The following is a 26,184-nucleotide window of genomic DNA, read 5'->3' as shown; positions in this document are numbered from 1 at the left end:
AATAATTACTTAAAGTTGTTATATTCTATGCATAAGGCAAGAATTAATTGTCTAATACTCCTTTGATACGAAGTCGAATAAAAAAAAACAAGACTAAAAAACTAGCCTTGTTTATCCACTGTTTTATCGATTTAATAAGCTACCAACGTATTGTAATAGTTCGTTTGCAGAGACAGAATTATACCCATGCTCATCAATTAATCTTGCTATTACATCATTAATCTTTTTTAATTGAGATTCATCAGGCGTTTTTGATGTAGTAGTAATTTTTACTACGTCTTTTAAGTCAGCAAAAAGCTTTTTCTGAATAGCTTCTCGTAATCGTTGATGAGAATTGTAGTCAAATTGCTTTCCTTTTCTTGCATACACGGAAATCCGGATTAAAATTTCTTCTCTAAATGACTTTTTCGCATTTTCAGAAATTCCAATCTGTTCCTCAATGGAACGCATTAATTTTTCATTTGGATTCATTTCATCTCCGGTGAGCGGATCTCGTAATTTATTATTGTGACAATAAGCTTCTACATTATCCAAATAATTATCCATAAGTGTTTTTGCAGATTCTTCATACGAATAAACAAATGCTTTTTGGACTTCTTTTTTTGCAATTTCATCATATTCTTTACGGGCTAATGAAATATAGTTTAAATAGTTCTCTCGATCTTCTATAGAAATAGAAGGATGCTGGTCTAATCCTTCTTTTAACGAACGTAACACATCTAAAGCATTAATCGATTTTGTATCCTTTCGAATAATTGCCGATGAAATTCGATTAATAACATATCGAGGGTCGATACCACTCAATCCTTCATCTGGAAATTCATTTTTTAATTCATCAATATTAATTTTATTGCCGTCCTCAATATTTTCTCCGTCATATAAACGCAGTTTCTTTATTAAATCAATACCTTGTTTTTTTGGTTTTTTCAATCTGGTCAGAACGGAAAAGATTGCTGCGATTTTTAGAGCGTGTGGTGCAATATGAATGTCTCTCATATCACTTTGACGAATCATTTTCTCATAAATTCTTTTTTCTTCACTTACTTTTAAATTATAAGGGATTGGCATGACAATAATCCGTGAGTGCAGTGCTTCATTCTTTTTATTGGAAATAAAGGTTCGATATTCTGCTTCGTTTGTGTGAGCCACGATTAATTCATCCGCGCTTATTAAAGCAAATCTTCCCGCTTTGAAGTTCCCTTCCTGTGTTAGGGATAATAAATGCCAAAGAAATTTTTCATCACATTTTAACATTTCTTGAAACTCCATCATCCCTCGATTTGCTTTATTTAATTCTCCATCAAATCGATATGCTCTTGGATCGGATTCTGACCCATATTCTGCAATGGTAGAAAAGTCAATACTACCAGTTAAATCTGCAATATCTTGTGATTTTGGATCAGAAGGACTAAAGGTCCCAATTCCTACTCGTTTATCTTCTGAGAAAAAGATCCGTTCGACCATTACATCTTCAATTCTTCCATTATACTCAGTCTCTAATCTCATCGTGTTTAAAGGGGATAAACTGCCTTCAATTTGAATACCGTATTCTTCATAAAAATCTTTTCGTAAATGATTTGGTATAAGATGAAGCGGATCTTCATGCATTGGGCATCCTTTGATTGCATATACTGCACCTTGTTCAGTTCGAGAAAAGTTTTCTAATCCTCTCTTTAATAAGGTTACGATTGTTGATTTACCACCACTAACTGGACCCATTAATAATAAAATTCTTTTTTTGACATCAAGTCGTTTGGCTGCAGGATGAAAGTATTCTTCCACTAATCTTTCCATCGCATCTTCTAATCCAAAAATCTCTTCCCCAAAGAAGTGATATGTTTTTTTACTATCTTTTTCGGTGATCCCTCCACTTTTAATCATATTATATACACGTGAATGGGCCGTTTGAGCAACTTCTGGACGTTGTTTAACAATTTCCAAATATTCGGTGAACGTACCTTCCCATTTTAATCTTTCTTCTTCATGACGATAACTTTTTAGCTTATCTAAAATATCCATTCATTCTCCCTCCATCTAATCGAGGTTTATACAGCTTATGCAAAGGTATAGTTATTGATGCAAGTAACCATAGCTAATTCATTCCTAGTTTTCTAAAAAATATTATATTGTTTTGCTAGTCTCGTATAGGTACAATATGTATAAACAATAAATTAGGTGAGATAAGTGGAAATCGAATTTACCAAAATGCATGGTTGCGGTAATGATTTTATTATGATTGATAATCGAAAAGGCGTTTTAAAAGATATACCATTACATGATTTTGTTAAAAAACTATGCGAAAGAAAATTTAATATTGGTGCAAATGGGCTTATGTTAGTCGAAAATTCATCTGTTACTGACTTTCGAATGCGCTATTTTAATGCAGATGGATCTGAAGGAGAAATGTGTGGGAATGGTGCAAGATGTATTGCGAAATATGCATGGGTAAACGGTATCGTAAGTAAGAAAATGATGAGCTTTGAAACGTTAGATGGTAATTATCGAGCAAAAGTGTTAGATAATGGACAGGTTGAAATTTATTTTCCTGAAGTAATGATTAAAGATGTCTGTTTACAACAAAAATTGCTGTATAAAGGAAAACCACTTATTTATCATTACGGCTCAGTAGGCGTTCCGCATACGGTATATTTTAGTGAAGATATAGAAGAGATGAACGATACAGACTTTAAGAATCTTGGTCGGTCTATTCGGTACGATAAGGCATTTTCAAGGGGAACCAATGTAAATGGTGTACGAGTGCTTAATCAGAATGAGATAGCTGTCAGAACATATGAACGTGGTGTAGAGGAAGAAACTTTGGCATGTGGATCAGGTGCTACAGCGTCAGCTATTATCTCTTCTTTACTTCACTATACTAAGCCTCCAATACATGTAAAAACAAGAGGGGGATATGTAATAATCGATTTTAAAATTTGTTCTGAATTAGTGGAATTCATCACATTAACAGGAAATGCAGAAATAGTTTTTGAAGGTACAGTAATATACAAAACTAGTTAATAGATAAGGAGAAATGATTATGCAAAAATTGAAAGCTTACCGTTTCCCAATTATTTTGCTCATATCCATAATAATTGGTTCTATTATTGGACTCGTTTTTGGAGAGAAAGCAAATGTTATCAAGCCTTTAGGGGACATATTTATTAATTTATTATTCATGGTTGTTATTCCTTTAGTCTTTTTCTCTATTTCTTCAGCAATTGCAAATATGGACAGCATGCGAAGATTAGGGAAAATCATGGGGTCAATGATGACTGTTTTTATCGTAACGGGAATTATTGCTTCTGTATTTATGTTAGCTGCGACCGTGCTGTTTTCGACAGGGACAGAGGCAAATATTCCACTTGAAACACCTGACGATGTAGAAGAAGTGACAATATCGGAACAGTTAGTAAATACATTCACTGTGCCTGATTTTGTAGATTTATTTTCTCGTTCAAATATGCTCGCACTTATCATTTTCTCTGTACTAGTTGGGGTATCAACTGGACTAATAGGAGAGCAAGGAAGACCGTTTGCGAAATTTTTATCGGGCGGATCTGAAGTGTTTATGAAAGTAGTTCAAATTATTATGTATTATGCCCCAATTGGTTTAGGTGCCTATTTTGCATCATTAATAGGTGAGTTTGGAACAGCACTTATTGGAGATTATGCAAAAGCAATTATCGTCTATTATCCTGTTTCTATTTTATACTTTTTTATCGGTTTTACTTTTTATGCATTTTTGGCCGGTGGCAAAGTAGGAGTTACCCGTTTTTGGAAAAATATATTAGCCCCGGCTGCAACAGCTTTAGGTACTGGTAGTAGTGTGGCTACATTACCGGTAAACTTACAAGCTGCGCAAAAAATAGGCGTACCAAAAGATATTCGTGAAACCGTTTTACCGTTGGGGGCAACCATTCATATGGACGGTTCTTGTTTATCAGCCATGTTAAAAATTGCATTTGTGTTTGGAGTTTTTAATATGGACTTTTCAGGTATCGGTACATTTCTTACAGCAATTGGGATTTGTCTCCTATCTGGAATTGTTATGAGTGGTATTCCAGGTGGTGGATTTATAGGAGAAATGATGATTGTTACTTTATACGGCCTACCAATTCAAGCTTTACCTATCATCTCGGCTATCGGAGTTGTCGTTGACCCACCTGCAACAATGGTAAATGCTACCGGTGATACAGTTGCAAGTATGTTAGTAACAAGACAATTGGATGGAAAGGAATGGATAGAAAATCCAATAGTGAATGAATAACAGATAGATTCAGGATTTTCGTACAACTGAAAATAAAATAATAGTACTATTTCGCTCACTTTTTACTCTAGAGTTATGATTCTTATATGAAGAGATTTTACATAGCTTTGTACAGTTTAAAGTGGGCGATTACTATTTGGTATGAGTTTACATTGAATAGGGATCTCGAATTAATCCTTTGATCCATTCGAAAAGCATAAATAATCAAAAGCTCGTTTGAATAATATTCATTTTTATGTTATGTTCATAGTAATGTTCCAATCTATTAATATATTTACAGCTTGGTTTGCAGATTCATAGGTAAAGATTATTTATCTGAACCTTCGTGCGAAAAGTAACTAGCTATCGCATAATCTGTCAAAAAATTAAAAAAAATGGAGGAGATTTTATTACATGGTACAACCAAGATATATTACAGATATTGATCAGATTACCCAAATTCCAAAAGAAGAAAGAGAAAAATTAAAAGCGATTACAGACAAGTTTGTTTTTCGAGTAAATGACTATTATCTAGGATTAATCGATTGGGAAGACCCTGAAGATCCTATTAAAAAACTAGTTATTCCTAACACAAATGAGTTAGCCGATTATGGTCGCTGGGACGCCTCAGATGAAGATACCAATTATGTTGTTCCTGGATGTCAACATAAGTATACAACTACTGCTTTACTCATCTGTTCCGAAGTTTGTGGGGCATATTGCCGCTATTGTTTTAGAAAGCGTTTATTCCGAAATGATGTTAAAGAAGCAATGATTGATGTAGAACCTGGAATTAAATACATAAGCGAACACCCAGAAATAAATAATGTCCTACTTACTGGTGGAGACCCTCTCATTTTAGCCGCAAGAAGATTAGATATGATTTTCGAACGTCTCCGTGAAATTGATCATGTTAAAATCATCCGCGTAGGATCCAAACTACCCGTTTTTAACCCAATGCGTATATATGAAGACAAGGAATTACTTGATGTGATTAGCAAGCATTCAAAAAATGATAAAAGAATCTATATAATGGCACACGTAAACCACCCACGCGAAATAACTAAAGAAGCCTACAAAGGTTTTCAAGCATTGCACGATGCAGGGGCGATTGTAGTCAATCAAACTCCAGTTTTAAAAGGAATTAATGATGACCCGGAAGTATTAGGAGAACTGATGGATAAGCTATCATGGGCAGGCGTAACCCCTTATTATTTCTTTATTAACCGTCCAGTAAGAGGGAATGAAGATTTTGTACTTACTTTGGAGGAAGCATACAATATTGTTGAAGAAGCGAAAGCTAAAACATCTGGACTAGGTAAGCGTGTTCGTCTCTCTATGAGTCATACAGCCGGAAAGGTTGAAATCTTGGCAATCGAGGACGGAAAAGCATATTTAAAGTTTCATCAGGCAAGAGATGGTGACTATGGAAGGTTTATGGTATTAGATTGTCCAAAAGATGCTGCTTGGTTTGATGACTTACCAGGTAATGAACAATTTTGGACACCTCCTCAAAAGAAAGTGGAAGAAGTAGTCTCTGTTAATGAAATGAGTGACATACCTGAAAAACATAGGCGTCGTCGATCTCCTGCACTAAAATAAGCGGCAAACTTAAAGAAGCTCTTTCTAGACCTTATTATTATAAAAAGGAAGTTTAATGCTCTGTAGATGCTGAAGCGTTTCCTTTTGAGAAGCGACTATTCGCAGTAGAGAAAACACCTGTTGGTAGACCAACTATTAGCTAAACTACTGTATAGTCTATTAAAAGATCCGAACTGTTTCATGTAGAACTGTCTTGAAACAAAGTTCGGATTTTTTCTATGAATAAAACTATTTTGTTTAGTCTCTTTTATTTATTAGGGTAAAATAGATTTGTGTGAGGGAAGTACATAAGAAAGGAATATGTCTGATGTTAGAATTATTGAAAGCTCATTCTTCGGTTAGAAAATATAAAGATGAACCGATTTCTGATGAAGTTTTTCATCGATTATTGCATGCAGGACAACATGCTGCAAGTTCCCATTTTGTTCAAGCCTATTCTGTTATCCAAGTAAAGGATTCACAAAAAAAAGAGGCATTGGGAAGATTATCGAATAATGAAAAGCAATTTAAAACCGCTGCTTTATCTTTATTATTTTGCGCAGATCTAAAAAGAGGACAAAAAGCGGTTGAATTACATGAAAAAGATATAGTTGGCGACACTGTGGAAGATTTTGTAGTTTCAATTGTTGATACAGCCATCTTTGCACAGAACTTTGTGATCGCAGCAGAATCAGAAGGATATGGAATATGTTATATTGGCGGAGTAAGGAATAATCCGGCAGCAATTAGTGATTTATTTAATTTACCTGATTACGTATTTCCACTATTCGCTATGACAGTGGGAGTTCCAGATGAAAAGAATGAAGTTAAACCGCGATTGCCTGTTGAATCTGTTTTGCATGTGGATGCATATCATGAGGATAAGTATGAGGACCAATTAAAAGAATATGATGCTATATTTAATGAATATTATAGAAAAAGAACAAATAATAAAAAAGATTTAACTTGGACAGAAACAATGGCCGATTTCTTACCGAAAGAAAGAAGGGCTCATTTGGCTGAGTTTGTTAAATCAAAAGGATATTTGAAAAAGTAAATCATATTATTTTTAAAGCCGGTGCTCTGTACTAAGTGCGTATAGAGCATACCGGCTTTATTAGTAAAGACTATATTAACTTATTTATTCAATTGGCTAATAAAGAGTTTCATAACTCCAGGTAAATCAGGCCATGCATGCCCGGAAATTAGGTTACCATCTTCATGTAACATTTCATCAATGTATTTACAACCCGAAGCTTCTACCTCAGGTTTACATGCGATATATGCCGTCATTTCCCTTCCTTTTATATGTTCTGGTACTGTTGTCAGAACAAGACTTCCATGGCAAACGGATGCAATTGGTTTGTTCGCTTCAAAGAAGTGACTGACGATCGAAGGAACATGTTCATTCATTCGAATATGTTCTGGAGAACGCCCTCCCGGGATAAATAATCCATCGTATTCTTCAGGTTTTACATCTTTAAAAGCAATATGAGCATCGATTAAATAACCAGGCTTTTCTGTATACGTTTCCCAGTCTGTAAAGTCATGTACAACCGTATGTATTTTTCTTTCTTCAGAGGCAGCTATTGTAGTGTCAAAACCTTCTTCTAAACAGCGGTAGTATGGATAATAGATTTCTAGTGATTCGACTGCATCTCCAATCAAAATAAGCACTTTTTTTGTCATACTATTTCCTCCTAACAAAGTGAAAGTTTTTTAATACTTTAATATCTATTCTACGCTACCTATGCAAAATATCAACTGATTTTTTAATTATTAAAATCTTAACTTTTCCAGCGTGAAATAGATTAATAAACCATGTTAGTATTAGAGAATTTGAAACTTCAGATCTTAGTTAATTTTTGAGTAATTGGTTGCTTGAAAAATTTGTACACAACTATATTCCAAGAATTTTTCATCGGCATATTTAATATAAACTACGTAGCAACTAAAATTTAGGGATAAACTGATTTACCGCTGCGGAATATGCTTCGCTTTCACCGCGGGCATAAGAGCGACATCTGTTCGAGCTGCGCTTACGCTTGCTTTCACAGTGTCTCCTTTACCGTGGGCGGCTGCCTGGCCTCCTATGTGCTACGCACTTCGTAGTCTCACCGAGGCCTTTCCTCCCACAGGAGTCTCCACATATTTCCTCCGCTGGTATGATCACTGTTTACTGAATTTGGGCATCAACAACAATCTTTCTGTATACTGAATAAAATTTACATGCTAGCGTAGGCAAAATACGAAGACTCCTGCAGGAACAGCGACAGGGGAACGCAGACTAAGTACGCCACGTCCTGTGGCAACGTCTGCACTAGTACATCCTGTACGTCGGAAGATCCCTGTAGCTTCTCGTTAACGAGAAGCTACAGAAGCTGAGGCCGTGCCTGCGGAAAGCGAAGTATTTTTCCGAAGCGGCTTCCCGAATAAAGTTGAAGCCATTAAGTCGCAGTTTATTTCTTTTATGCAAAACAGCTTTTTCATAATCAAGGTTGTCAAGATAATGATTAGAATGCTTTTTCAGTTAATCTAAGTTTTTGTTTGAACTTAAATTCGTTGGTACGATAAGTTAAAATCTATTGATTTATGTTTCTGTCAAAAGAAATGAGTAGAAAAAGTAGTTTGTACGTGAACTGAACATTAATTTAACGTACAATATTAAAAAAGTAGAAATGAGGTGGGAACAATGGGTGATTCAAACAATATTATAATTTTCCCAACACTAAGAGATTCACTAAAAGAGATTGAACGTGAAAGTTATGAGGCAATCCAAGAACTAGATTATGAAACTGCCTTACATAAACTTAACTATTTATTGTCCCATCAATATTGCTCTTATGATATTCATGTAAGTAAGTTGATTTGTCACATTAAATTAAATGACTTAGCTGAAGCTGAAAAATTTTGTGAAAGTCTAGTAATCGATTCAAATGATCCTTATTATTACGATTATTTAGAGTATTATATAATGATTTTATACGAGCGAGAAAAATATGCATATTTAATAGAATTGATTGACCGAGAAGAGCAAGAGGGGAAGATACCTGGAAAAAGCAAAAAAAAGTTCAGAGATATCTACCGTCTTGCATATCAAATGAATCTTCTTCGCTCCGACGAACTAATGCGAGAATTTAAAATTTCAATAAAAGAGGAAAATCATCAAAGACAGTGGTATATAATAAATAAATGGAATGAGTTGAATGCTGAGCCACCTGAGTTACTATTTACTATTTTAAAAGAGCCTAAAATTCATCCGATGATAAAAACATTAATAATCGAAAGTCTTAGAAAGATGAATATAAATAAAACAGTAGAAGTTGAAAAGTTTGGGGACAATATTAAGGTTCAATTAGATAGTCTGCCAATAGTAGAAGACCACCCAACATTTAAACATATTTTAAACCTTTTACTTGATACAGAGCAGGAGAACCCAACTTTGTTTCTATTAATAAAAGACTTGCTTTATCAGTTTAATTATATACAATATCCTCATATGTATACGGAAGAAGAAATGAACAATATTGCAAATGCCCTACTATTAATAGCTAGTGAAAATTTAGCTTTAGATAATAAAAAACAAGAAGTAAATAGCAACATAAAAAATTATAAAAATATGATTCAATTATGTAATGAAATGTATTTAAATATTAGTTTACACTGATTGTAATATAAATTATTTGAAAGGTAGTATCATTATGTTATACTGAAATGGTTGAACAAACGTGTGAAATAATGACTATGAAAATGAATGAATAGATAGTTTGAAATCAGTTGGAGGGAATAAAATGGCAGTAACAGCAAAATGGGAAAAAAAAGAAGGAAATGAAGGAGTTTTAACGATTAATGTCTCAGCGGATGAATTCGATCAGGCATTAGATCAAGCATTTAAAAAAGTGGTAAAAGATGTTTCTGTACCAGGATTCAGAAAAGGTAAAATACCTCGTAATATTTTCGAAAATCGTTTTGGAGTTGAATCACTTTATCAAGATGCGGTAGATCTTATTTTACCGAAAGCATACGGTGAAGCAGTTGATCAAACAGGTATTTTCCCTGTAGACCAGCCTCAAATCGATATTGAAGAAATCGAGCGTGGTCAAGAACTCGTATTTACTTGTGAAGTAACAGTAAAACCAGAAGTTAAACTTGGTGAATATAAAGGCTTAGAAGTTGAGGAAGAATCTGTAGAAGTAACAGATGAAGACGTTCAGAAAGAAATGGAATCTTTACAACAGAGCCAGGCCGAACTCGTATTAAAAGAAGAAGGCGCTATTGAAGAAGGAGATACAGTTGTAATCGACTTTGAAGGGTTCTTAGATGGAGAAGCATTTGAAGGTGGTAAAGGCGAAAACCATCCACTTGAAATTGGATCTGGTCAATTCATTCCAGGCTTTGAAGAGCAGTTAATCGGGAAAGAATCAGGAGCAGATACTGAAATCACTGTAACTTTCCCAGCAGATTATCATGCTGAAGATCTTGCAGGAAAAGAAGCACTATTTAAAGTGAAGATTCATGAAGTAAAAGAAAAAGAAGTTCCTGAGTTAGATGATGATTTTGCTAAAGATGTTGATGAAGAAGTAGAAACACTCGAAGAATTGAAAGAAAAGAAAAAAGCAGAATTACAAAAAGAAAAAGAGCAATTAGCTGAGAATAATAAACGTGAAAAACTTATTGAGTTAGTTTCTGATAATGCGGAAGTTGATATTCCAGTAGCGATGATTGATACTGAATTGGATCAAATGATGCGTGAATTCGAACAGCGTTTGCAAATGCAAGGTATGACAATTGATAACTATTACCAATTCTCTGGCCAATCAGAAGATGAGTTAAAAGAACAAATGAAAAATGATGCTGAAAAGCGTGTGAAAACTAATTTAACGCTTGAAGCTATTCTAGAAGCAGAAGAAATCGAAGTAAGTGAAGAAGATATTGATAAAGAGCTAGAAGAAATGGCTTCTATGTACAATATGGAAAAAGATCAAATCCTAGGTATGTTAGGCGGCAATGCAGACGTATTAAAAGAAGACTTAAAGATTAAAAAAGCAATTAACTTTATCGTAGATGAAAGTAAAGCTTTATAAAATCTTATACAGATGTATGACTGACATTGCACGGAATAACATTATTTAATGGATCTACCGAGCAAATTAATTAAAAGAATTAAAAAACTTCAAAGAACAAGGTGCATAATAAGTTGCACCTTGTTTTCACTTATTAAAAACAATTTTTGACTAAATCAATGTCATAATTTAAATTTAAGTTTAAAATCAGAATAAATAACTTAAATATCAATTGCTACTCAAGTTGGTCGCTTTCCGTAGAGACGTTAAGTCTTTCCACTTACGCCCCATAGGACGTGACTGTTTGTAGCCGACTAGGAAGCAAATCATCACTTATTCCAACCATCAGTTGTTTATGTTAAATAGCGAATGGAAGGACGACTTTATTTGAATAAGTTCGAATTTATTTTCATAATGACCATTTATGAAATTGATTCAACTAATAAACATATTGATACAATCAAGAATATATTTATAAAAAATTAATAAAATGGAACAATAGAGGAATGTTATTATTCAGATGGATTGGAAAAAAATAAACCTTGACTTGTCGGAATATTACAAGGGTGTATTATTTTATTTTCCAATATGTATCTGATATGATTGCTATAACGCTTGGATTTTAATGAGTGAGTTAAACGTTTAGGGGTGAAAATATGTTTAAATTCAATGAAGAAAAAGGACAATTAAAATGTTCATTTTGTGGTAAAGATCAAGAATCTGTTAGAAAATTGGTCGCAGGACCAGGTGTATATATATGTGATGAGTGTATCGAATTATGTACTGAAATTGTAGAAGAAGAAATCGGAATGGAAGATGATGTAGAAATTGATGAGATTCCAACTCCAAAAGAAATTTGTGAAACACTTGATAACTATGTGATTGGACAAGAAAAAGCGAAGAAGAACTTATCAGTAGCAGTGTATAACCACTATAAACGAGTTAATTCATCGAAAAACGCTGATGATGTTGAATTATCAAAAAGTAATATTGCAATGATCGGACCAACAGGTAGTGGTAAAACGTTACTTGCACAAACACTTGCAAGAATTATAAACGTACCGTTTGCAATTGCGGATGCTACATCATTAACAGAAGCAGGATATGTTGGAGAAGATGTAGAAAATATTTTATTAAAGTTAATTCAAGCCGCAGATTATGATATTGATAAAGCGGAAAAAGGAATAATTTACATTGATGAAATTGATAAAGTGGCCAGAAAATCGGAAAACCCTTCCATTACACGTGATGTATCTGGAGAAGGGGTTCAACAGGCTTTATTAAAAATCCTTGAAGGAACAGTAGCAAGTGTACCTCCACAAGGTGGCCGTAAACATCCGCATCAAGAGTTCATTCAAATTGATACAACGAATATTTTGTTCATTGTAGGTGGAGCTTTTGACGGAATTGATCAAATCATTAAACGTCGACTCGGTAAGAAAGTGATTGGCTTCGGTGATCATAATAAACATGAAGACATGGAAATGGGCGAATTGTTGTCAAAAGTATTACCGGAAGATTTACTAAGCTACGGGTTAATTCCTGAATTTATCGGGCGTTTACCAGTAATTGCTAGCTTGCAACCGTTAGATGAAAAGGCATTAATTGAAATTTTAACAACGCCAAAAAATGCGCTAGTTAAACAATACGAAAAATTATTCCAAATGGATAATGTTGAATTAGAGTTTGAAGAAGAGGCATTAGTTGAAATAGCAAAAAGTGCGATGGAACGTAAGACAGGTGCAAGAGGTTTACGTTCTATCATCGAGAATATTATGTTAGATATTATGTTTGAACTTCCATCTCGAGAAGACATAGAGAAATGCATCATAACAAAGGATACAGTAACAAGGGAAAATATGAGGCCAAAACTTCTCTATACAGATGGAACGATCGAAGAAGATAAAAGCATTCCAAAAGAAAGTGCTTAATGTGTAAAAATGCACTAAAGTTCTCATAAGGAACTTTCTATCTGGGCTGTTGCTATCTATAATTAGTACATTGTTTAAAGCAGCTCGACAAATGCAAAAAATGTAACAAACTTCTTTAAACCTGCCGTAGGTTTAGTTTGTTACTTACCAGAATTAAAAAAAGACTGACTACCTGTGCACATTTACCTCTTTAAATATAGGGAGTAGATGCTGACCGTTACAGTCAGTCTTTTCTTATTGGTATAGTTCGTTTAAGCTTATCCTTTATAGGAAATACTATTAATTAGAATCTGAAATAGATGTATATGTTGGAGGTACGAATATGTCAATCGATTCAACCCAAACTCCTCTATTAGCCTTACGTGGAATTCTCGTATATCCTTCTATGGTACTCCATTTAGATGTTGGAAGGGAGAAGTCTGTTGCCTCCTTAGAAACAGCAATGATGGGCGATCAGACAATTTTTCTTGCTTCTCAAAAAGAGGTAGCAATAGAGGCCCCAAAACCTGATGATATTTATCGCATTGGAACTTTGGCTAAAATAAATCAGATGTTAAAACTTCCAAATGGAACAATACGGGTACTTGTTGAAGGCTTGTATCGGGCGGAGATTATCCGTTATGTAGAAGAAGAAAAAGAATATAAAGTTGAAATCAATAAATTAGAAGATATATCGGACAATTCTCATGAAGAAGAAGCGTTAATGAGGCAGTTAGTGTCTCAGTTTGGTCAATATATTAAAGTTTCAAGAAAAATAACGAAAGAAACACTTGCAACCGTATCAGATATAGATGAACCGAGCCGACTAGCATTTATGATTGCTTCACATTTACCTATTAAAGTAAAAGAGAAACAAGAATTATTAGAAAAAGATAATGTGAAGGAACGGATGCAACATTTATTAACCATTATTACAAATGAAAAAAAAGTATTAGATTTAGAAAGGAAAATTGGCAAGCGTGTTCAAACGTCTATGGAACAAACGCAGAAAGAATATTATTTACGTGAACAACTGAAGGCAATCCAAAAAGAGTTAGGTGAAGGAGACGGAAAGCTAAGTGATGCGGATCAACTTAGAGAAAAAATAACTGAACGAAAAATGCCTGAGCGTATTACAGAAACAGCATTAAAAGAACTGGACCGTTTTGAACGAGTTCCACAAAGCTCAGCGGAAAGCTCTGTTATTAGAAATTATATCGATTGGTTAATCTCATTACCTTGGAATGAAAGAACAGAGGATACAATCGAAATTGAACAGGCTGAAAAAATCCTTGATGCCGACCATTATGGTTTAGATAAAGTGAAAGAAAGAATTTTGGAATATTTAGCAGTACAAAAACTTACTAATTCAATAAAAGGTCCAATTTTATGTTTAGTAGGACCACCAGGAGTAGGTAAAACATCGCTCGCAAAATCTATTGCTCGTTCCATTAATCGGAAATTTGTCCGTATTTCATTAGGGGGAGTGCGAGATGAAGCGGAAATAAGAGGACATAGACGAACATATATCGGAGCTATGCCAGGTCGCATTATCCAAGGGATGAAAAGAGCTGGTACCGTTAATCCAATCTTTCTGCTTGATGAAATAGATAAAATGGCGAATGATTTTAGAGGAGATCCTGCTTCAGCGATGTTGGAAGTACTTGATCCTGAGCAAAATCATAATTTCAGCGATCATTTTATTGAAGAGACGTACGACTTATCGAATGTATTATTTATTGCAACTGCTAATTATGTGAACAATATACCTGGTCCACTTTTGGATCGTATGGAAATGATTTCAATTGCAGGTTATACAGAAGTTGAAAAACTTCATATTGCCAAGCAACATTTAATACCGAAGCAATTAAAAGAAAATGGATTGAAAAAAGGTAACTTACAAATCCGAGATGACGCTTTATTAACTGTAATTAGAGAATATACACAAGAAGCAGGAGTAAGAGGATTAGAACGAACAATTGCCACACTCTGTAGAAAAGCAGCTAAAATAATTGTTTCTGGCGAGCAAAAAAGAGTGATTATAACGAAAAATCGAATTGAAGAATTACTCGGTAAGCCGATGTATCGTTATGGAAGAATGGAACAGGAAGATCAAGTAGGAACAGCAACTGGTCTTGCTTATACAGCAGTCGGTGGAGATACTTTAGCAATCGAAGTTTCTCATTATCCTGGAAAAGGTGAATTGATCTTAACAGGTAAACTTGGTGATGTTATGCGTGAGTCGGCCCAAGCAGCCTTTAGTTATATTCGGTCAAGAGCAGATGAACTTCATATTCCACAGGACTTTCATAAAAAGTATGATATTCACATTCACGTCCCGGAAGGTGCTACTCCAAAAGATGGATCTTCAGCCGGAATTACCATGGCAACCGCGCTAGTATCTGCTTTAACTGGTAGGGCTGTAAAACGTGATGTAGGAATGACTGGAGAAATTACATTACGAGGACATGTTTTGCCTATTGGTGGATTAAAAGAAAAGTCATTAAGTGCCCATCGAGCTGGAATTAGTACAATTATTATTCCAGCCGACAATGAAAGGGATATTGAAGATATACCTAAAAGTGTTCGCGATGATTTAACATTTATTAAAGTAAAACATTTAGATGAAGTATTAAAACACGCTCTAGCGGAGGAATCAAATGAAAGTAACGAAAGCTGAAATTGAAATTAGCGCTGTTTCACAAGCACAATATCCGAAATCGAATCTCCCAGAAATCGCATTAGCTGGGAGATCGAATGTCGGTAAATCCTCCTTTATAAATAAAATTATTGGGAGAAAAAACTTAGTACGAACCTCGTCAAAACCGGGGAAAACACGCACTCTTAATTTTTATACGATAAATGAAGCCTTTTATTTCGTCGATGTTCCAGGATACGGATATGCAAAAGTTTCGAAAACGGAGCGAGAAAAATGGGGTAGAATGATGGAAGAATACTTCGAAACAAGGGAACAATTACAACTTGTTATCCAAATCATCGATATTCGACATAAACCTACAAACGAAGACATTCAAATGGTAGACTATATTAATTATTTAGATATTCCATTACTGATCATCGCTACTAAATTGGATAAAATTGCAAAGAACAAGAGAAGTCAACGTCTGAATCAGATTAAACAAGTGTTTGCTGATGTAGAGGGTCTGACCATTATTCCTTTCTCAGCAGTGACGAATGAAAATAAAGATCTTATCTGGAATGAAATAAAACGATATGTATAAAAATAAACCACTGGAATATTATATGATTCAGTGGTTTATTAGCATGGAATTACTTTTTGAATTTTAATAAATATACTCCAATCACAATCAGTGCAACTGGCCAAAATGTTTCAATAAACTCTGCTACTCCATAAATCCATTGGAACCATTCTGGTAGAGTAACCGAAAAAATCATTAATAAAGATACGCCAATTAATACAACGGATGGAATTAGACCGGTCTTTGTTTTAAGAAATTTTATGAAAAAAGCTATCCCGACAATTAAAGCGTAAGCAGACCAGTGATCAAGCCAAAATGAATAGTTTTCTAAGCCATGAAAATGAATGCCTAAGCCTAGTAACAATACCCCGATAAAAAGATTATTATATTCATTGTTGGAATAACTGTGTATCAAAAAGGCAATACCAATAATAATTAAAAATGTTGGCCAAGAATAAAAATTTTCAAACCAAGATAAATTTAGTTGTTTAATTAGGTAGTATATCCCTATACCGATTAATATGTAAGCAGAAAGAGCATGTTGTTTTTTCATCTTTAATCCCCACTTTTAAAGGTAAAATACATGTACTATCATAATATACTCGATCAAATTCAACAAGTACCATTTTTCTTTATATTTATATACTGAATCACACCTTATTGTCCATAATCTAGATAAAAGGTTACAATTGTCAAAGTTATTTCAAATCTATAACAGGAAATAATTTATACTTAATGATATAATTAGATTAGAATTATTATAATCTTATCGAAATTATATGCTTAAAGGAGCATGAAACGTGTATATTTTACAAGTAGGCTTTAATTATAAAACAACACCAGTAGAGATTCGTGAAAAGCTTGCTTTCTCTGAACATACGATTGAGGATGCAATTGTGGAATTAAACCAAAGAAAGAGTATCTTGGAGAATATTATTATTTCCACATGTAATCGGACCGAAATTTATGCAGTAGTTGATCAAATCCATACAGGTCGGTATTATATTAAAAAGTTTTTATCAGACTGGTTTGAACTACCAATAAAAGAATTTGGTCCATACTTAGAGATTAATGAGAATGATGATGCAATTGAACATTTACTTCGTGTTTCTGTAGGTCTCCATTCTATGGTACTTGGTGAAACTCAAATACTCGGCCAAGTTAGAGATGCGTTCTTAACTGCGCAAAAATTAAAATCAACTGGAACGATCTTTAATGAACTATTTAAACAAGCAGTTACCTTTGCAAAACGAGCTCATAAAGAAACTGCAATAGGTCAACACGCTGTTTCCGTAAGTTATGCGGCTGTTGAATTAGCAAAGAAAATTTTTGGAGATATAACCGATAAACATGTTGTTATTTATGGTGCTGGAGAGATGGGCGAACTTGCTGCAAAGAATTTATACGGAGCAGGTGTAAAAAATATTACAGTCGTTAATCGAACGCTTGAACGAGCTGAAGAATTAGCAAGTCATTTCAATGCAAAAGCAAAACAAGCAGATGAATTAGATACTGTATTAAAAGACGCAGATATATTAATAAGTTCTACATCGGCGAAACAGCCTGTATTAACAAAAGAAGATATTGCACCAATTCAACGAGTTAGAAAAGGAAAACCACTTTTTTTAGTTGATATTGCTGTGCCACGTGATTTAGATGCGAATATTAGTGAATTAGATAGCGTGTTTTTATATGATATTGATGATTTACAGTTTATTGTCGATAAAAATTTAGAGGAGAGAAAAGAAGCTGCCTCTGTTATAGAAATGCAATTAGAGGGAGAAATAGACGAGTTTAAGGAATGGGTTACAACGCTAGGAGTCGTTCCAGTCATTCGAGCTTTGAGAGAAAAAGCATTAGACATACAGGGTGAAACGTTTGCGAGTATTAAGCGAAAAATCCCTGATTTAACTGAGCGTGAACAAAAGGTAATTAGTAAACATACTAAAAGTATTATAAATCAATTATTGAAGGAACCGATCATACAGGCAAAAGAAATGGCTGGGAAGAAAAATGCAGATGAGTTGCTATCCTTATTTGTTGATGTGTTCGGAATTGATGAGAATGTTAAGAAAGAAGCAGAAAAGAAATCAAACAAGACAAAGGCCATTATTTCTGGAGCAACAAACAACGCCGCGCCCCCAATTGCGGATTAAGTTTGATTTAAGAAAGGGTAAGTAGATGTTTGCTTCAAAATGGATCTATGAGCTAATGCTTTTCATTTATGGTGTTAGCATAATTGGATATTTCATGGATTTTATTAAAAGTAATAACAGAGTAAATAAACTATCGTTTTATTTACTCTGTATTGTTTGGTTTATGCAAACAATTATTTTATATAACCAAACGTTTATCGAGAAAAATTTCCCTATTTTAACTTTAAACGATGGTTTGTTTTTTTATTCATGGGTATTAATTTTATTTTCAGTTTTATTAAATCACTTTTTTCATGTACATTTTGTTGTGTTTTTTACGAATTTATTTAGCTTTTTTTTATTGTTATTATCTTTATCAATAAATGCAATGACTGGATCGTATGATCAAGGGAGTCAATTTGTTCATGAGATTTTAGTAATCCATATTACGCTAGCAATAATGTCATACGGGTTTTTCACTATCTCCTTCACTTTAGCACTTATGTACTTAATTCAGTATTATTTTTTAAAGGAGAAAAAAGGGTTAAATTGGATGTGGCGCTTTACTGATTTGGGAAAATTAGATGCTTATTCCTATTTTTCAATCGTCCTAGGAGTACCCTTATTATTAATAGGTTTAATTTTTGGTCTTGTATGGGCATATGTTTCAAAAGCGGAATTTTATTGGTTCGATGTGAAGACAATCGGATCGATATTAGTTTTAATCGTTTACATTATTTACCTTTTACTACGTATCCTAAAAGGATATAGAGGTAAACCGATTTCAATTTATAATTGTGCTGCATTTTTATGGTTGTTAATTAACTTTTTCTTATTTAGTACATTGTCCGGTTTTCATTTTTGAAGGAGGAGAGAAGGATGCGAAAAGTTATCGTCGGAACAAGAGAAAGCACTTTAGCTGTAACCCAAACCAAGCAAATAATTCAAAAATTAAAGGACTTACAAGTTCCATATGAATTTGAGCTTAAGTATATTTCAACAAAAGGAGACAGAAATCAAAAAGTTTCACTTTCAAAAGTTGGCGGAGTCGGAATATTTATACAAGATATTGAAGATGCTTTACGAAATAAAGAGATTGACTTCGCTGTACATAGTTTAAAAGATCTCCCAGCCTATTTAGACGACGAGTTCACCATTGCTGCCATTCCTAAAAGAGAGGATCATCGGGATGCATATATCGGACGAAATAATATCCCATTGGGTGAACTTCCAGAAGGTGCGATCATAGGAACGAGCAGTGCAAGACGGGCCGCTCAAATTAAAGCTAAGTACCCGTATTTGAAAACGCAGTGGATTAGGGGAGCAGTTGATGCTCGTATCCAACAATTGCAAGACGGAAAATATGATGGAATTATTTTAGCAGTTGCAGGATTGAAGCGCCTTGGAATCACAGATGTTATTACGGAATATTTACCCGCAAATGATTTTACCCCGGCAGCTGGACAAGGAGCTCTTGCTATAGAATGCCGTAATGAAGATGAAGATATGATCGAATTATTAACAAAAATAAATGATTCAGATTCAGAAATCGCAATTAAAACAGAACGAGAGTTTGTCAATCTACTGGATGATGAAGATAAAGCCCCGATTGGAGCATATGCGCATTTAGATAATGGAGAAATTGTTCTATATACATCGGTTGCATCGATGGATGGCGAACAAATTTTAACTTGTACATCAAAAGGTGATACGATTAAGGCTGTAGCAGAATATGCGGCTAATAAACTAATTGAAGAAGGCGCAAAATCAATGGTAGAAGCCGCTAAAGAGGAGTTAGACAAAGAATGACATTGTCGCTTCGGGGGAAAAAGATATTAATAACAAGAGAAGCATCTCAAGCAAAGCAGTTTTCAGTTAATATTCAGCGAGCTGAAGGTATTCCAATAGAAGTTCCATTATTAAAAATATCTTGTCAAAAAGAAAGTGGAAATAGGATCGATTTAAGTCAATATAAATGGGTGTTCTTTACTAGTGCACATGGTGTAAGATGCTTTTTCCAAGGATTGGGTCCAAACCAAGAACTCCTTTCTAACTGTTTTTTCGCTACGGTAGGTCATAAAACAGAAAATGCTTTAAAAGAATTTGGGTACGAGGCAGATTTTATCCCGAGCATTTACAATGCGGAAGTAATGGCAGAAGAATTTTTTACTCGCTTTCCAGATGCGAATCATATTTTACTTGTAAGAGGGAATCTTTCCAGAAAATTGTTAGTAGAGGAACTAACGAAGAGAGGGCTTACCTTTGAAACAGTTGTGGTCTATGAAACTAATCCTTATTTAGAAAATAAAGGATTATTGTTAAATACATTGGAAAATGAGGAACTTGATTTTCTGACTTTTACAAGTCCATCAACTGTAAAAACGTTTATGCAGATGGTAGAGCAGTCTCCTTTTAAAGAAAAAGTTTCGCAGATCCCATGCGTTTGTATCGGAACAACGACTGAACGAGTAGCTAAGTCATTTCACTTTGCTCAAACAGTCGTACCGCAAACTTTTACAATTGAAAAAATGGTTGAATGTATGGTTGAATTTGTTAATACGGAGGATGAATAATATGATAGAAAATCTCAAATTTAAACGGCATCGACGGTTACGTACTTCCGCATCCATGCGCTCCTTGGTAAGAGAGACTCATTTAACAACAGATGACTTTATTTACCCACTTTTCATCGTTGAGGGAGAAAATAAAAAAAATGAAGTCAGCTCCATGCCAGGTGTTTACCAATTATCATTGGATCAACTAGAAAAAGAAATGGAAGAACTTAGCGAATTAGGAATACGTGCAGTCATGATCTTTGGGGTACCGGAAGATAAGGATGATGTAGGTACAGGAGCATACATTCCAGAAGGTATCGTTCAACAAGCGACAAAATTAATTAAAGAAACTCATCCCGAGATGTTGGTAGTTGCTGATACATGTCTTTGTGAGTATACTTCTCACGGGCATTGCGGTGTGATTCATGGTGAAGATGTAGATAACGATGAGTCTCTTGCACTTCTTGCGCAGACAGCCGTATCCCAAGCAGAAGCTGGTGCAGATATTATTGCTCCGTCAAATATGATGGATGGATTTGTAATTGCTATTCGCCAAGCTTTAGATGAAGCCGGATTTTCCCATATACCTATTATGTCGTATGCGGTTAAATACGCATCGTCTTTTTATGGACCATTCCGAGACGCAGCTGACAGTACTCCACAGTTTGGAGACCGGAAAACATATCAAATGGATCCTGCAAATCGTCGTGAGGCATTAAAAGAGGCATTAACAGATGTTGATGAAGGAGCAGACATGCTCATCGTAAAACCAGCTCTTGCATATTTAGATATTGTTCGTGAAGTAAAAGACGCGACCAATATTCCTATCGTAGCTTATAATGTGAGTGGCGAGTATGCAATGATTAAAGCGGCAGCACAAAATGGTTGGATTGATGAAAAGCCATTAGTACTCGAAATGTTTACTAGCATGAAACGTGCAGGCGCTGATTTAATATTAACGTATTATGCAAAGAATGTAGCAACATGGTTAAAAAATAATTAATGGTGGTGCATATAATTGTCAAATTTTACTCACTCAGAAGAAGCATATAAAGAAGCGGTTTCGCTTATGCCTGGAGGGGTTAACTCTCCAGTAAGAGCATTTAAATCGGTTGGAATGGATCCAATTTTTATGGAATCAGGCAAAGGAGCAATCCTAACTGATATTGACGGTAATGAGTACATTGATTATGTATTAAGTTGGGGACCCCTTATTTTAGGACATGCAGATGATCAAGTAGTTGAAAGTTTAAAAAAGATAGCAGAAAAAGGAACGAGCTTTGGAGCGCCGACGACGTTGGAAAGTAAATTAGCTAAATTGGTTATTGATCGCGTTCCATCTGTTGAAATGATAAGGATGGTCAATTCAGGAACTGAAGCAACGATGAGTGCTTTGCGATTGGCGAGAGGTTATACAAATAGAAATAAAATTCTAAAATTTGAAGGTAACTATCACGGCCATGGGGACTCCCTATTGATTAAAGCAGGTTCAGGTGTAGCCACTCTTGGACTACCTGACAGTCCAGGCGTACCTAAATCAGTAGCAGAACATACAATTACTGTTCCGTATAATGATAAAGAAAGTGTTACATATGCATTTGAGCAATATGGTGAAGATATTGCTGCAGTAATTGTAGAACCTGTATCTGGAAATATGGGTGTTGTGCCACCACGGGATAACTTTTTGCAACATTTACGTTCAATTACTGAGGAATATGGATCATTGCTTATTTTTGATGAAGTGATGACCGGTTTTCGAGTAGGATATACTTGTGCTCAAGGACACTTCGATATTATCCCAGATATTACTTGTTTAGGTAAAGTAATTGGCGGGGGACTACCAGTAGGCGCCTATGGCGGTAAAAAGGAAATTATGGAAAGAGTTGCTCCTATAGGTGATATTTATCAAGCAGGAACATTATCAGGTAATCCATTAGCAATGACTGCGGGATATGAAACGTTGTCACAGTTAACGGAAGAAACGTATGATGAAATAAATCGTAAGGTGGATAAATTAGTTGCAGGCTATAAAGAAGCTGCAGAAAAGTATCAAATCCCATTACAGGTTAATCGTGTTGGATCTATGGTTGGTTTTTTCTTCACTGAGCAAGAAGTAATAAATTATGAAACGGCACAAACGTCGGATCTCGACCGTTTTGCTAAGTATTACCGTGGGATGATTAACGAAGGAGTATTTTTACCGCCTTCTCAATTTGAAGGATTGTTTTTATCAACTGCACATACAGATGAACTTATCGAAAAAACTATTCAGTCAGTTAATAAAGTATTTTCGACTTTATAAAACAAGAAGACGAGCGAAATGTATCGCTCGTTTTTTGTTGCTCTAAAGATCTACTGATTCTGTACTTATTTACAATACTTAGCCAAGTTAAGTTCTATTTTCTTATATACTCAACTTTCGTAGCCTGAAATAGATAAATAACCCTTTGTAGTATTAGGGTATTTAGAGATTCACTTCCTTAGTTGTATTTTCAATTAACTAGTTGCTTGAAAACACCACTATATTCCAAGATATTTGATCGTTGCATTTGATATAAACTGTGCAGTAACTAAAATTAGGTGTAAGCTGATTAACCCGCTGCGGAAATATGTTTCGCTTTCCATGGGCGGCTGCCCGGCCTCCAATGTGCTACGCACTGTGTAGTCTCATCTAGGCCTATGCACTAAGTATGCCACGTCCTGTGGCAATGTCTGCACCAGTACATCCTGTACGTCGGAAGATCCCTATAGCTTCTCGTTAACAAGAAGAAGCTACAGAAGCTGAGGCCGTGCCTGCGGTAAAGGAGACACTGTGAAAGCAAGCGATAGTGCAGCTTGAACAGATGTCGCTCTAATGCCTGTGGTGAAAGCGAAGTATTTTTCCGAAGCGGCTTAACGGAAATTAATAAAATTGATGTCATTACGTCGCAGTTTACGTAATTATGCAAAGCTATTTTATCATGATAAGGTTGTCAACATATCAAATATAAGCATTTTCGGTGAGAAAGTTGAGTTATATATAAATTAATACCTTCTCTTTCCTCCTTCAACCTTTCCATTAAAATATGAAATAAACAATATTTATTCTGAGAAAGGTTATATTACGTATTTTGAGTACATATATTTTTATAACGTGAGCAGTTCGAAAAGTGATATTTTACGTAAAAGGAGGACTAATGTTGAAACAAAATAATGACATGATTGAATTTGAGTTAAATGAGACATTGCACTTCGAAAGCGGACAAGAGATTGCTGAGATGATATCAATTTCGTTAAATCCAGATATTGCTATCCAAAAATTTGATAGTTATATACAAATTCGTGGTTTAATTATTTTACAGGGAGAATATAACAAGGCCAGTGATTCCACAAATAATAATGTTGAATCTTCATATGACGGAAAGACAAAAGCTTTTATAGAGAAAGTGATGGAAACAAATGACCATAAAGCACAATTCTCGCATCGATTTCCAGTAGAAATATCTGTCCCTTTATATCGAGTAGAAAACTTGAATGATATTACTGTATCTGTAGATTCGTTTGATTATGAACTTCCAGATCTTAATCAGTTAAATCTAACGGCTTTGATACATATCCATGGGATAAAAGGGGATACGGACGTCGGTCAAAGTACACAACAAACAGAAACTTCTCAGTCAGAGGGGGAGGAGCAAATGGCAGAAGCCGAAAAATCTTCAGTAGAAGGCGAATCAAAAGAAAGTGTAAATAATAAACCTGAAGAACATGAACAGGAAAAATCCGTTGACATTAGTGAGGTAACTTCAAAAGAAACAGAAGAAGAGCCGGTAAGTAAAATGGAGGAAACAACTAACACAGAAAGTGAAGAGGTAATGGAAGAACCGGATAAAATAGAGGAAGAAGCAGAAATAAGTGAAACAATTGACGAGGCAGATATAATCGAAGTGAACTCTACTGAAATTGAATCAAGTGACGAAAATGAAATTGATATACAGTTAAGTAAAAATAAAGAAGAAGACAATGAAGAAGATGTAAAAGATGTACGATTTTTAACAGACTTATTTGGTGGAGAAGAAGAGGAAGAGTATTCCAAGATGAAAATATATATTGCACAGGAAGATGATACCATTGAATCGATTGCTAAACGATATGAGATGTCTACATTGCAATTGATTAAAGATAATAATCTAACAGAAGAAGGGCTTGAGGAAGGCCAGTTACTATATATTCCTGTAAAAGTGAGGCAATAGTTTTGAACAGTTAATTGATAAATCCGGATGATGATTCAAAAACTTTGAATCAACTCGGATTTATCTTTTGCTTTTAATATAGTGTTCCATTTCTATAGAGGAGCATTTCAGTAAAATGTTTTTTTACTATAATAAAGACTGCCTTGATATTGGGTATGTTTCCCAGCGAGTCTCTCCCATATTTTTCGGTCACCCCCGTATATATTCTCCCCAGTGCTGCTACTTTACTTCTTTTGATCACATATCTTTAAACTCATTTATATTCCCCTCGGAATACTATCTTCTTCTGAGGGAAGACATATATAATCGTATGAATGTAACGATATTCGTTTGGAATTAAAAGTTTTGAACGCTATGCCTCACTCTTGTTAACTTTTAGTAACCGAATGTTTACAGCCATCGTAAGTAAAACATAATAAAAATACCGATAAAGATACCTAGTAATATCAGGTCAAATGTAGTTGTGATGAATAATGTACGAATTAATTGGAAAATCAAAATCGGTAATATTGCTTTCTCTAAGACACAAACACACTTATTCAACCAGGGATGTAACCGATAGCGATAATGCTTTGTCATCGTTGATATCACCTCGCTTACGGTTAATATATGTATAGAATAGATATAAACGTGCTAAAATAGATAAAAAAGTTGCAAAGTTATAAGAAAAATAATAAACTACAAGTAATTAAATAGTTATACAGTGATGAGAGGGAAGAGTATAAAAAATATATTTTTCTAGAGAAGAAAACATTTGGTGGAAGTTTTCTAAAATATTTTTTTAGAAGGTCGCCCTTGATACTATTTCTTTGAACTGATAGTAAAAGAAATCGCTTCATACACGTTACGTACAATGAGTGTGCAAGTATAACTTGTAAAATTAGGTGGTACCACGGAAATAAACTTTTCGTCCTTATTAGAGGATGAAAGGTTTTTTTGTTTGTTTTTAAAAGATTATTGACTTTTGCTTTGTACAGTAGATATAAACTGTGCAGTAGATGCATCAAATTAATTTTTGGAAACCGCTTCGGAAAAATACTTCGCTTTCCGCAGGCACGGCCTCAGCTTCTGTAGGTTCTCGTTAACGAGAACCTACAGGGATCTTCGGACTCGTGCTGTTCCTGCAGGAGTCTTCGTATTTTTCCTACGCTAGCATGAATGTATTTAATAGAAAGCATTGTTGTTATCAGTCAAACAGTGACCATCCCAGCGGAGGAAATATGTGAAGACTCCTATGGGAGCGT

At 34.7% G+C, this 26,184-nt stretch carries 20 protein-coding genes and 1 other annotated feature; of the genes, 16 read left to right on the top strand and 4 right to left on the bottom strand.

The features are described 5' to 3' along the window. Positions 1 to 123: 123 nt before the first annotated feature. Entirely contained in the window at positions 124 to 2,019 is a 1,896-nt protein-coding gene (locus SPD48_RS09150) for a PrkA family serine protein kinase (protein ID WP_336257796.1), read from the bottom strand. Between the two features lie 165 nt (positions 2,020 to 2,184). Here SPD48_RS09150 and dapF point away from each other — a divergent pair, with 165 nt between their 5' ends. The 4 genes from dapF (at position 2,185) to nfsA (ending at position 6,884) form a co-directional block, all read left to right on the top strand. Next, positions 2,185 to 3,018 carry a diaminopimelate epimerase gene (dapF, locus tag SPD48_RS09145; RefSeq protein ID WP_336257795.1) on the top strand — a complete coding sequence of 278 codons (834 nt, stop codon included), beginning with the start codon at positions 2,185 to 2,187 and terminating at the stop codon, positions 3,016 to 3,018. A 16-nt stretch (positions 3,019 to 3,034) separates the two neighbouring features. Continuing rightward, entirely contained in the window at positions 3,035 to 4,267 is a 1,233-nt protein-coding gene (locus SPD48_RS09140) for a dicarboxylate/amino acid:cation symporter (protein ID WP_336258071.1), read from the top strand. A 393-nt stretch (positions 4,268 to 4,660) separates the two neighbouring features. Then, positions 4,661 to 5,848: a KamA family radical SAM protein gene (locus SPD48_RS09135; RefSeq protein WP_336257794.1), complete on the top strand. Its 1,188-nt coding sequence runs from the start codon at positions 4,661 to 4,663 to the stop codon at positions 5,846 to 5,848. 307 nt (positions 5,849 to 6,155) lie between these two features. Then, complete coding sequence (gene nfsA / locus SPD48_RS09130; RefSeq protein ID WP_442962136.1) at positions 6,156 to 6,884, top strand: oxygen-insensitive NADPH nitroreductase; 729 nt, start codon at positions 6,156 to 6,158, stop codon at positions 6,882 to 6,884. Positions 6,885 to 6,964: 80 nt separating this feature from the next. On the opposite strand, the gene SPD48_RS09125 is transcribed toward nfsA, so the two are convergent. Continuing rightward, complete coding sequence (locus SPD48_RS09125) at positions 6,965 to 7,516, bottom strand: DJ-1/PfpI family protein (RefSeq protein ID WP_336257793.1); 552 nt, start codon at positions 7,514 to 7,516, stop codon at positions 6,965 to 6,967. A 1,003-nt stretch (positions 7,517 to 8,519) separates the two neighbouring features. On the opposite strand from SPD48_RS09125, the gene SPD48_RS09120 reads away from it, so the two are divergent. The 5 genes from SPD48_RS09120 to yihA all read left to right on the top strand — a co-directional run bounded on the left by SPD48_RS09120 (position 8,520) and on the right by yihA (position 16,042). Beyond that, positions 8,520 to 9,494 carry a hypothetical protein gene (locus SPD48_RS09120; protein ID WP_336257792.1) on the top strand — a complete coding sequence of 325 codons (975 nt, stop codon included), beginning with the start codon at positions 8,520 to 8,522 and terminating at the stop codon, positions 9,492 to 9,494. Between the two features lie 124 nt (positions 9,495 to 9,618). Continuing rightward, positions 9,619 to 10,911 carry a trigger factor gene (tig, locus tag SPD48_RS09115; protein WP_336257791.1) on the top strand — a complete coding sequence of 431 codons (1,293 nt, stop codon included), beginning with the start codon at positions 9,619 to 9,621 and terminating at the stop codon, positions 10,909 to 10,911. 635 nt (positions 10,912 to 11,546) lie between these two features. After that, positions 11,547 to 12,821: an ATP-dependent protease ATP-binding subunit ClpX gene (gene clpX, locus SPD48_RS09110; protein ID WP_336257790.1), complete on the top strand. Its 1,275-nt coding sequence runs from the start codon at positions 11,547 to 11,549 to the stop codon at positions 12,819 to 12,821. Positions 12,822 to 13,143: 322 nt separating this feature from the next. Continuing rightward, positions 13,144 to 15,480, top strand: a complete 2,337-nt coding sequence (lon, locus tag SPD48_RS09105; RefSeq protein WP_336257789.1) for an endopeptidase La — start codon at positions 13,144 to 13,146, stop codon at positions 15,478 to 15,480. Then, on the top strand, positions 15,461 to 16,042 hold the full coding sequence (yihA, locus tag SPD48_RS09100; RefSeq protein WP_336257788.1) for a ribosome biogenesis GTP-binding protein YihA/YsxC: 582 nt from the start codon (positions 15,461 to 15,463) through the stop codon (positions 16,040 to 16,042). Before lon ends, yihA begins: the two co-directional genes overlap by 20 nt. 49 nt (positions 16,043 to 16,091) lie before the next feature. Here the strand turns inward: yihA and SPD48_RS09095 are convergent, their stop codons facing one another. Further along, the gene (locus tag SPD48_RS09095) at positions 16,092 to 16,574 is read right to left on the bottom strand and encodes a LiaI-LiaF-like domain-containing protein (RefSeq protein WP_336257787.1); all 483 of its coding nucleotides are present in this window, start codon (positions 16,572 to 16,574) and stop codon (positions 16,092 to 16,094) included. A 247-nt stretch (positions 16,575 to 16,821) separates the two neighbouring features. Here SPD48_RS09095 and hemA point away from each other — a divergent pair, with 247 nt between their 5' ends. The 7 genes from hemA (at position 16,822) to spoVID (ending at position 24,940) form a co-directional block, all read left to right on the top strand. Further along, positions 16,822 to 18,177 carry a glutamyl-tRNA reductase gene (gene hemA / locus SPD48_RS09090; RefSeq protein WP_336257786.1) on the top strand — a complete coding sequence of 452 codons (1,356 nt, stop codon included), beginning with the start codon at positions 16,822 to 16,824 and terminating at the stop codon, positions 18,175 to 18,177. Between the two features lie 25 nt (positions 18,178 to 18,202). After that, entirely contained in the window at positions 18,203 to 19,021 is an 819-nt protein-coding gene (gene ccsA / locus SPD48_RS09085; protein WP_336257785.1) for a cytochrome c biogenesis protein CcsA, read from the top strand. Between the two features lie 14 nt (positions 19,022 to 19,035). Then, positions 19,036 to 19,965, top strand: coding sequence for a hydroxymethylbilane synthase (gene hemC, locus SPD48_RS09080; RefSeq protein ID WP_336257784.1), 930 nt, complete (start codon positions 19,036 to 19,038; stop codon positions 19,963 to 19,965). After that, positions 19,962 to 20,729 carry a uroporphyrinogen-III synthase gene (locus tag SPD48_RS09075; RefSeq protein ID WP_336257783.1) on the top strand — a complete coding sequence of 256 codons (768 nt, stop codon included), beginning with the start codon at positions 19,962 to 19,964 and terminating at the stop codon, positions 20,727 to 20,729. The genes hemC and SPD48_RS09075 overlap by 4 nt, the downstream gene beginning before the upstream one ends. Before the next feature lies 1 nt (position 20,730). Continuing rightward, positions 20,731 to 21,714, top strand: coding sequence for a porphobilinogen synthase (gene hemB / locus SPD48_RS09070; RefSeq protein ID WP_336257782.1), 984 nt, complete (start codon positions 20,731 to 20,733; stop codon positions 21,712 to 21,714). A 15-nt stretch (positions 21,715 to 21,729) separates the two neighbouring features. Then, positions 21,730 to 23,013: a glutamate-1-semialdehyde 2,1-aminomutase gene (gene hemL, locus SPD48_RS09065; protein ID WP_336257781.1), complete on the top strand. Its 1,284-nt coding sequence runs from the start codon at positions 21,730 to 21,732 to the stop codon at positions 23,011 to 23,013. Between the two features lie 877 nt (positions 23,014 to 23,890). Further along, positions 23,891 to 24,940 carry a stage VI sporulation protein D gene (gene spoVID, locus SPD48_RS09060; protein ID WP_336257780.1) on the top strand — a complete coding sequence of 350 codons (1,050 nt, stop codon included), beginning with the start codon at positions 23,891 to 23,893 and terminating at the stop codon, positions 24,938 to 24,940. Between the two features lie 390 nt (positions 24,941 to 25,330). Here spoVID and SPD48_RS09055 read toward each other — a convergent pair whose 3' ends face one another. Beyond that, positions 25,331 to 25,519 (bottom strand): hypothetical protein, encoded by a 189-nt coding sequence (locus SPD48_RS09055; protein ID WP_336257779.1) that lies wholly within the window; start codon positions 25,517 to 25,519, stop codon positions 25,331 to 25,333. Between the two features lie 118 nt (positions 25,520 to 25,637). Further along, positions 25,638 to 25,858: a binding site (T-box leader), on the top strand. Positions 25,859 to 26,184: the final 326 nt, after the last annotated feature.

This window comes from Pseudogracilibacillus sp. SE30717A, assembly GCF_037071985.1.
Classification (GTDB): domain Bacteria; phylum Bacillota; class Bacilli; order Bacillales; family Amphibacillaceae; genus Pseudogracilibacillus.
Note: the sequence above shows the minus strand (reverse complement) of the source record. Positions and strands in the feature narration are given on the sequence as shown.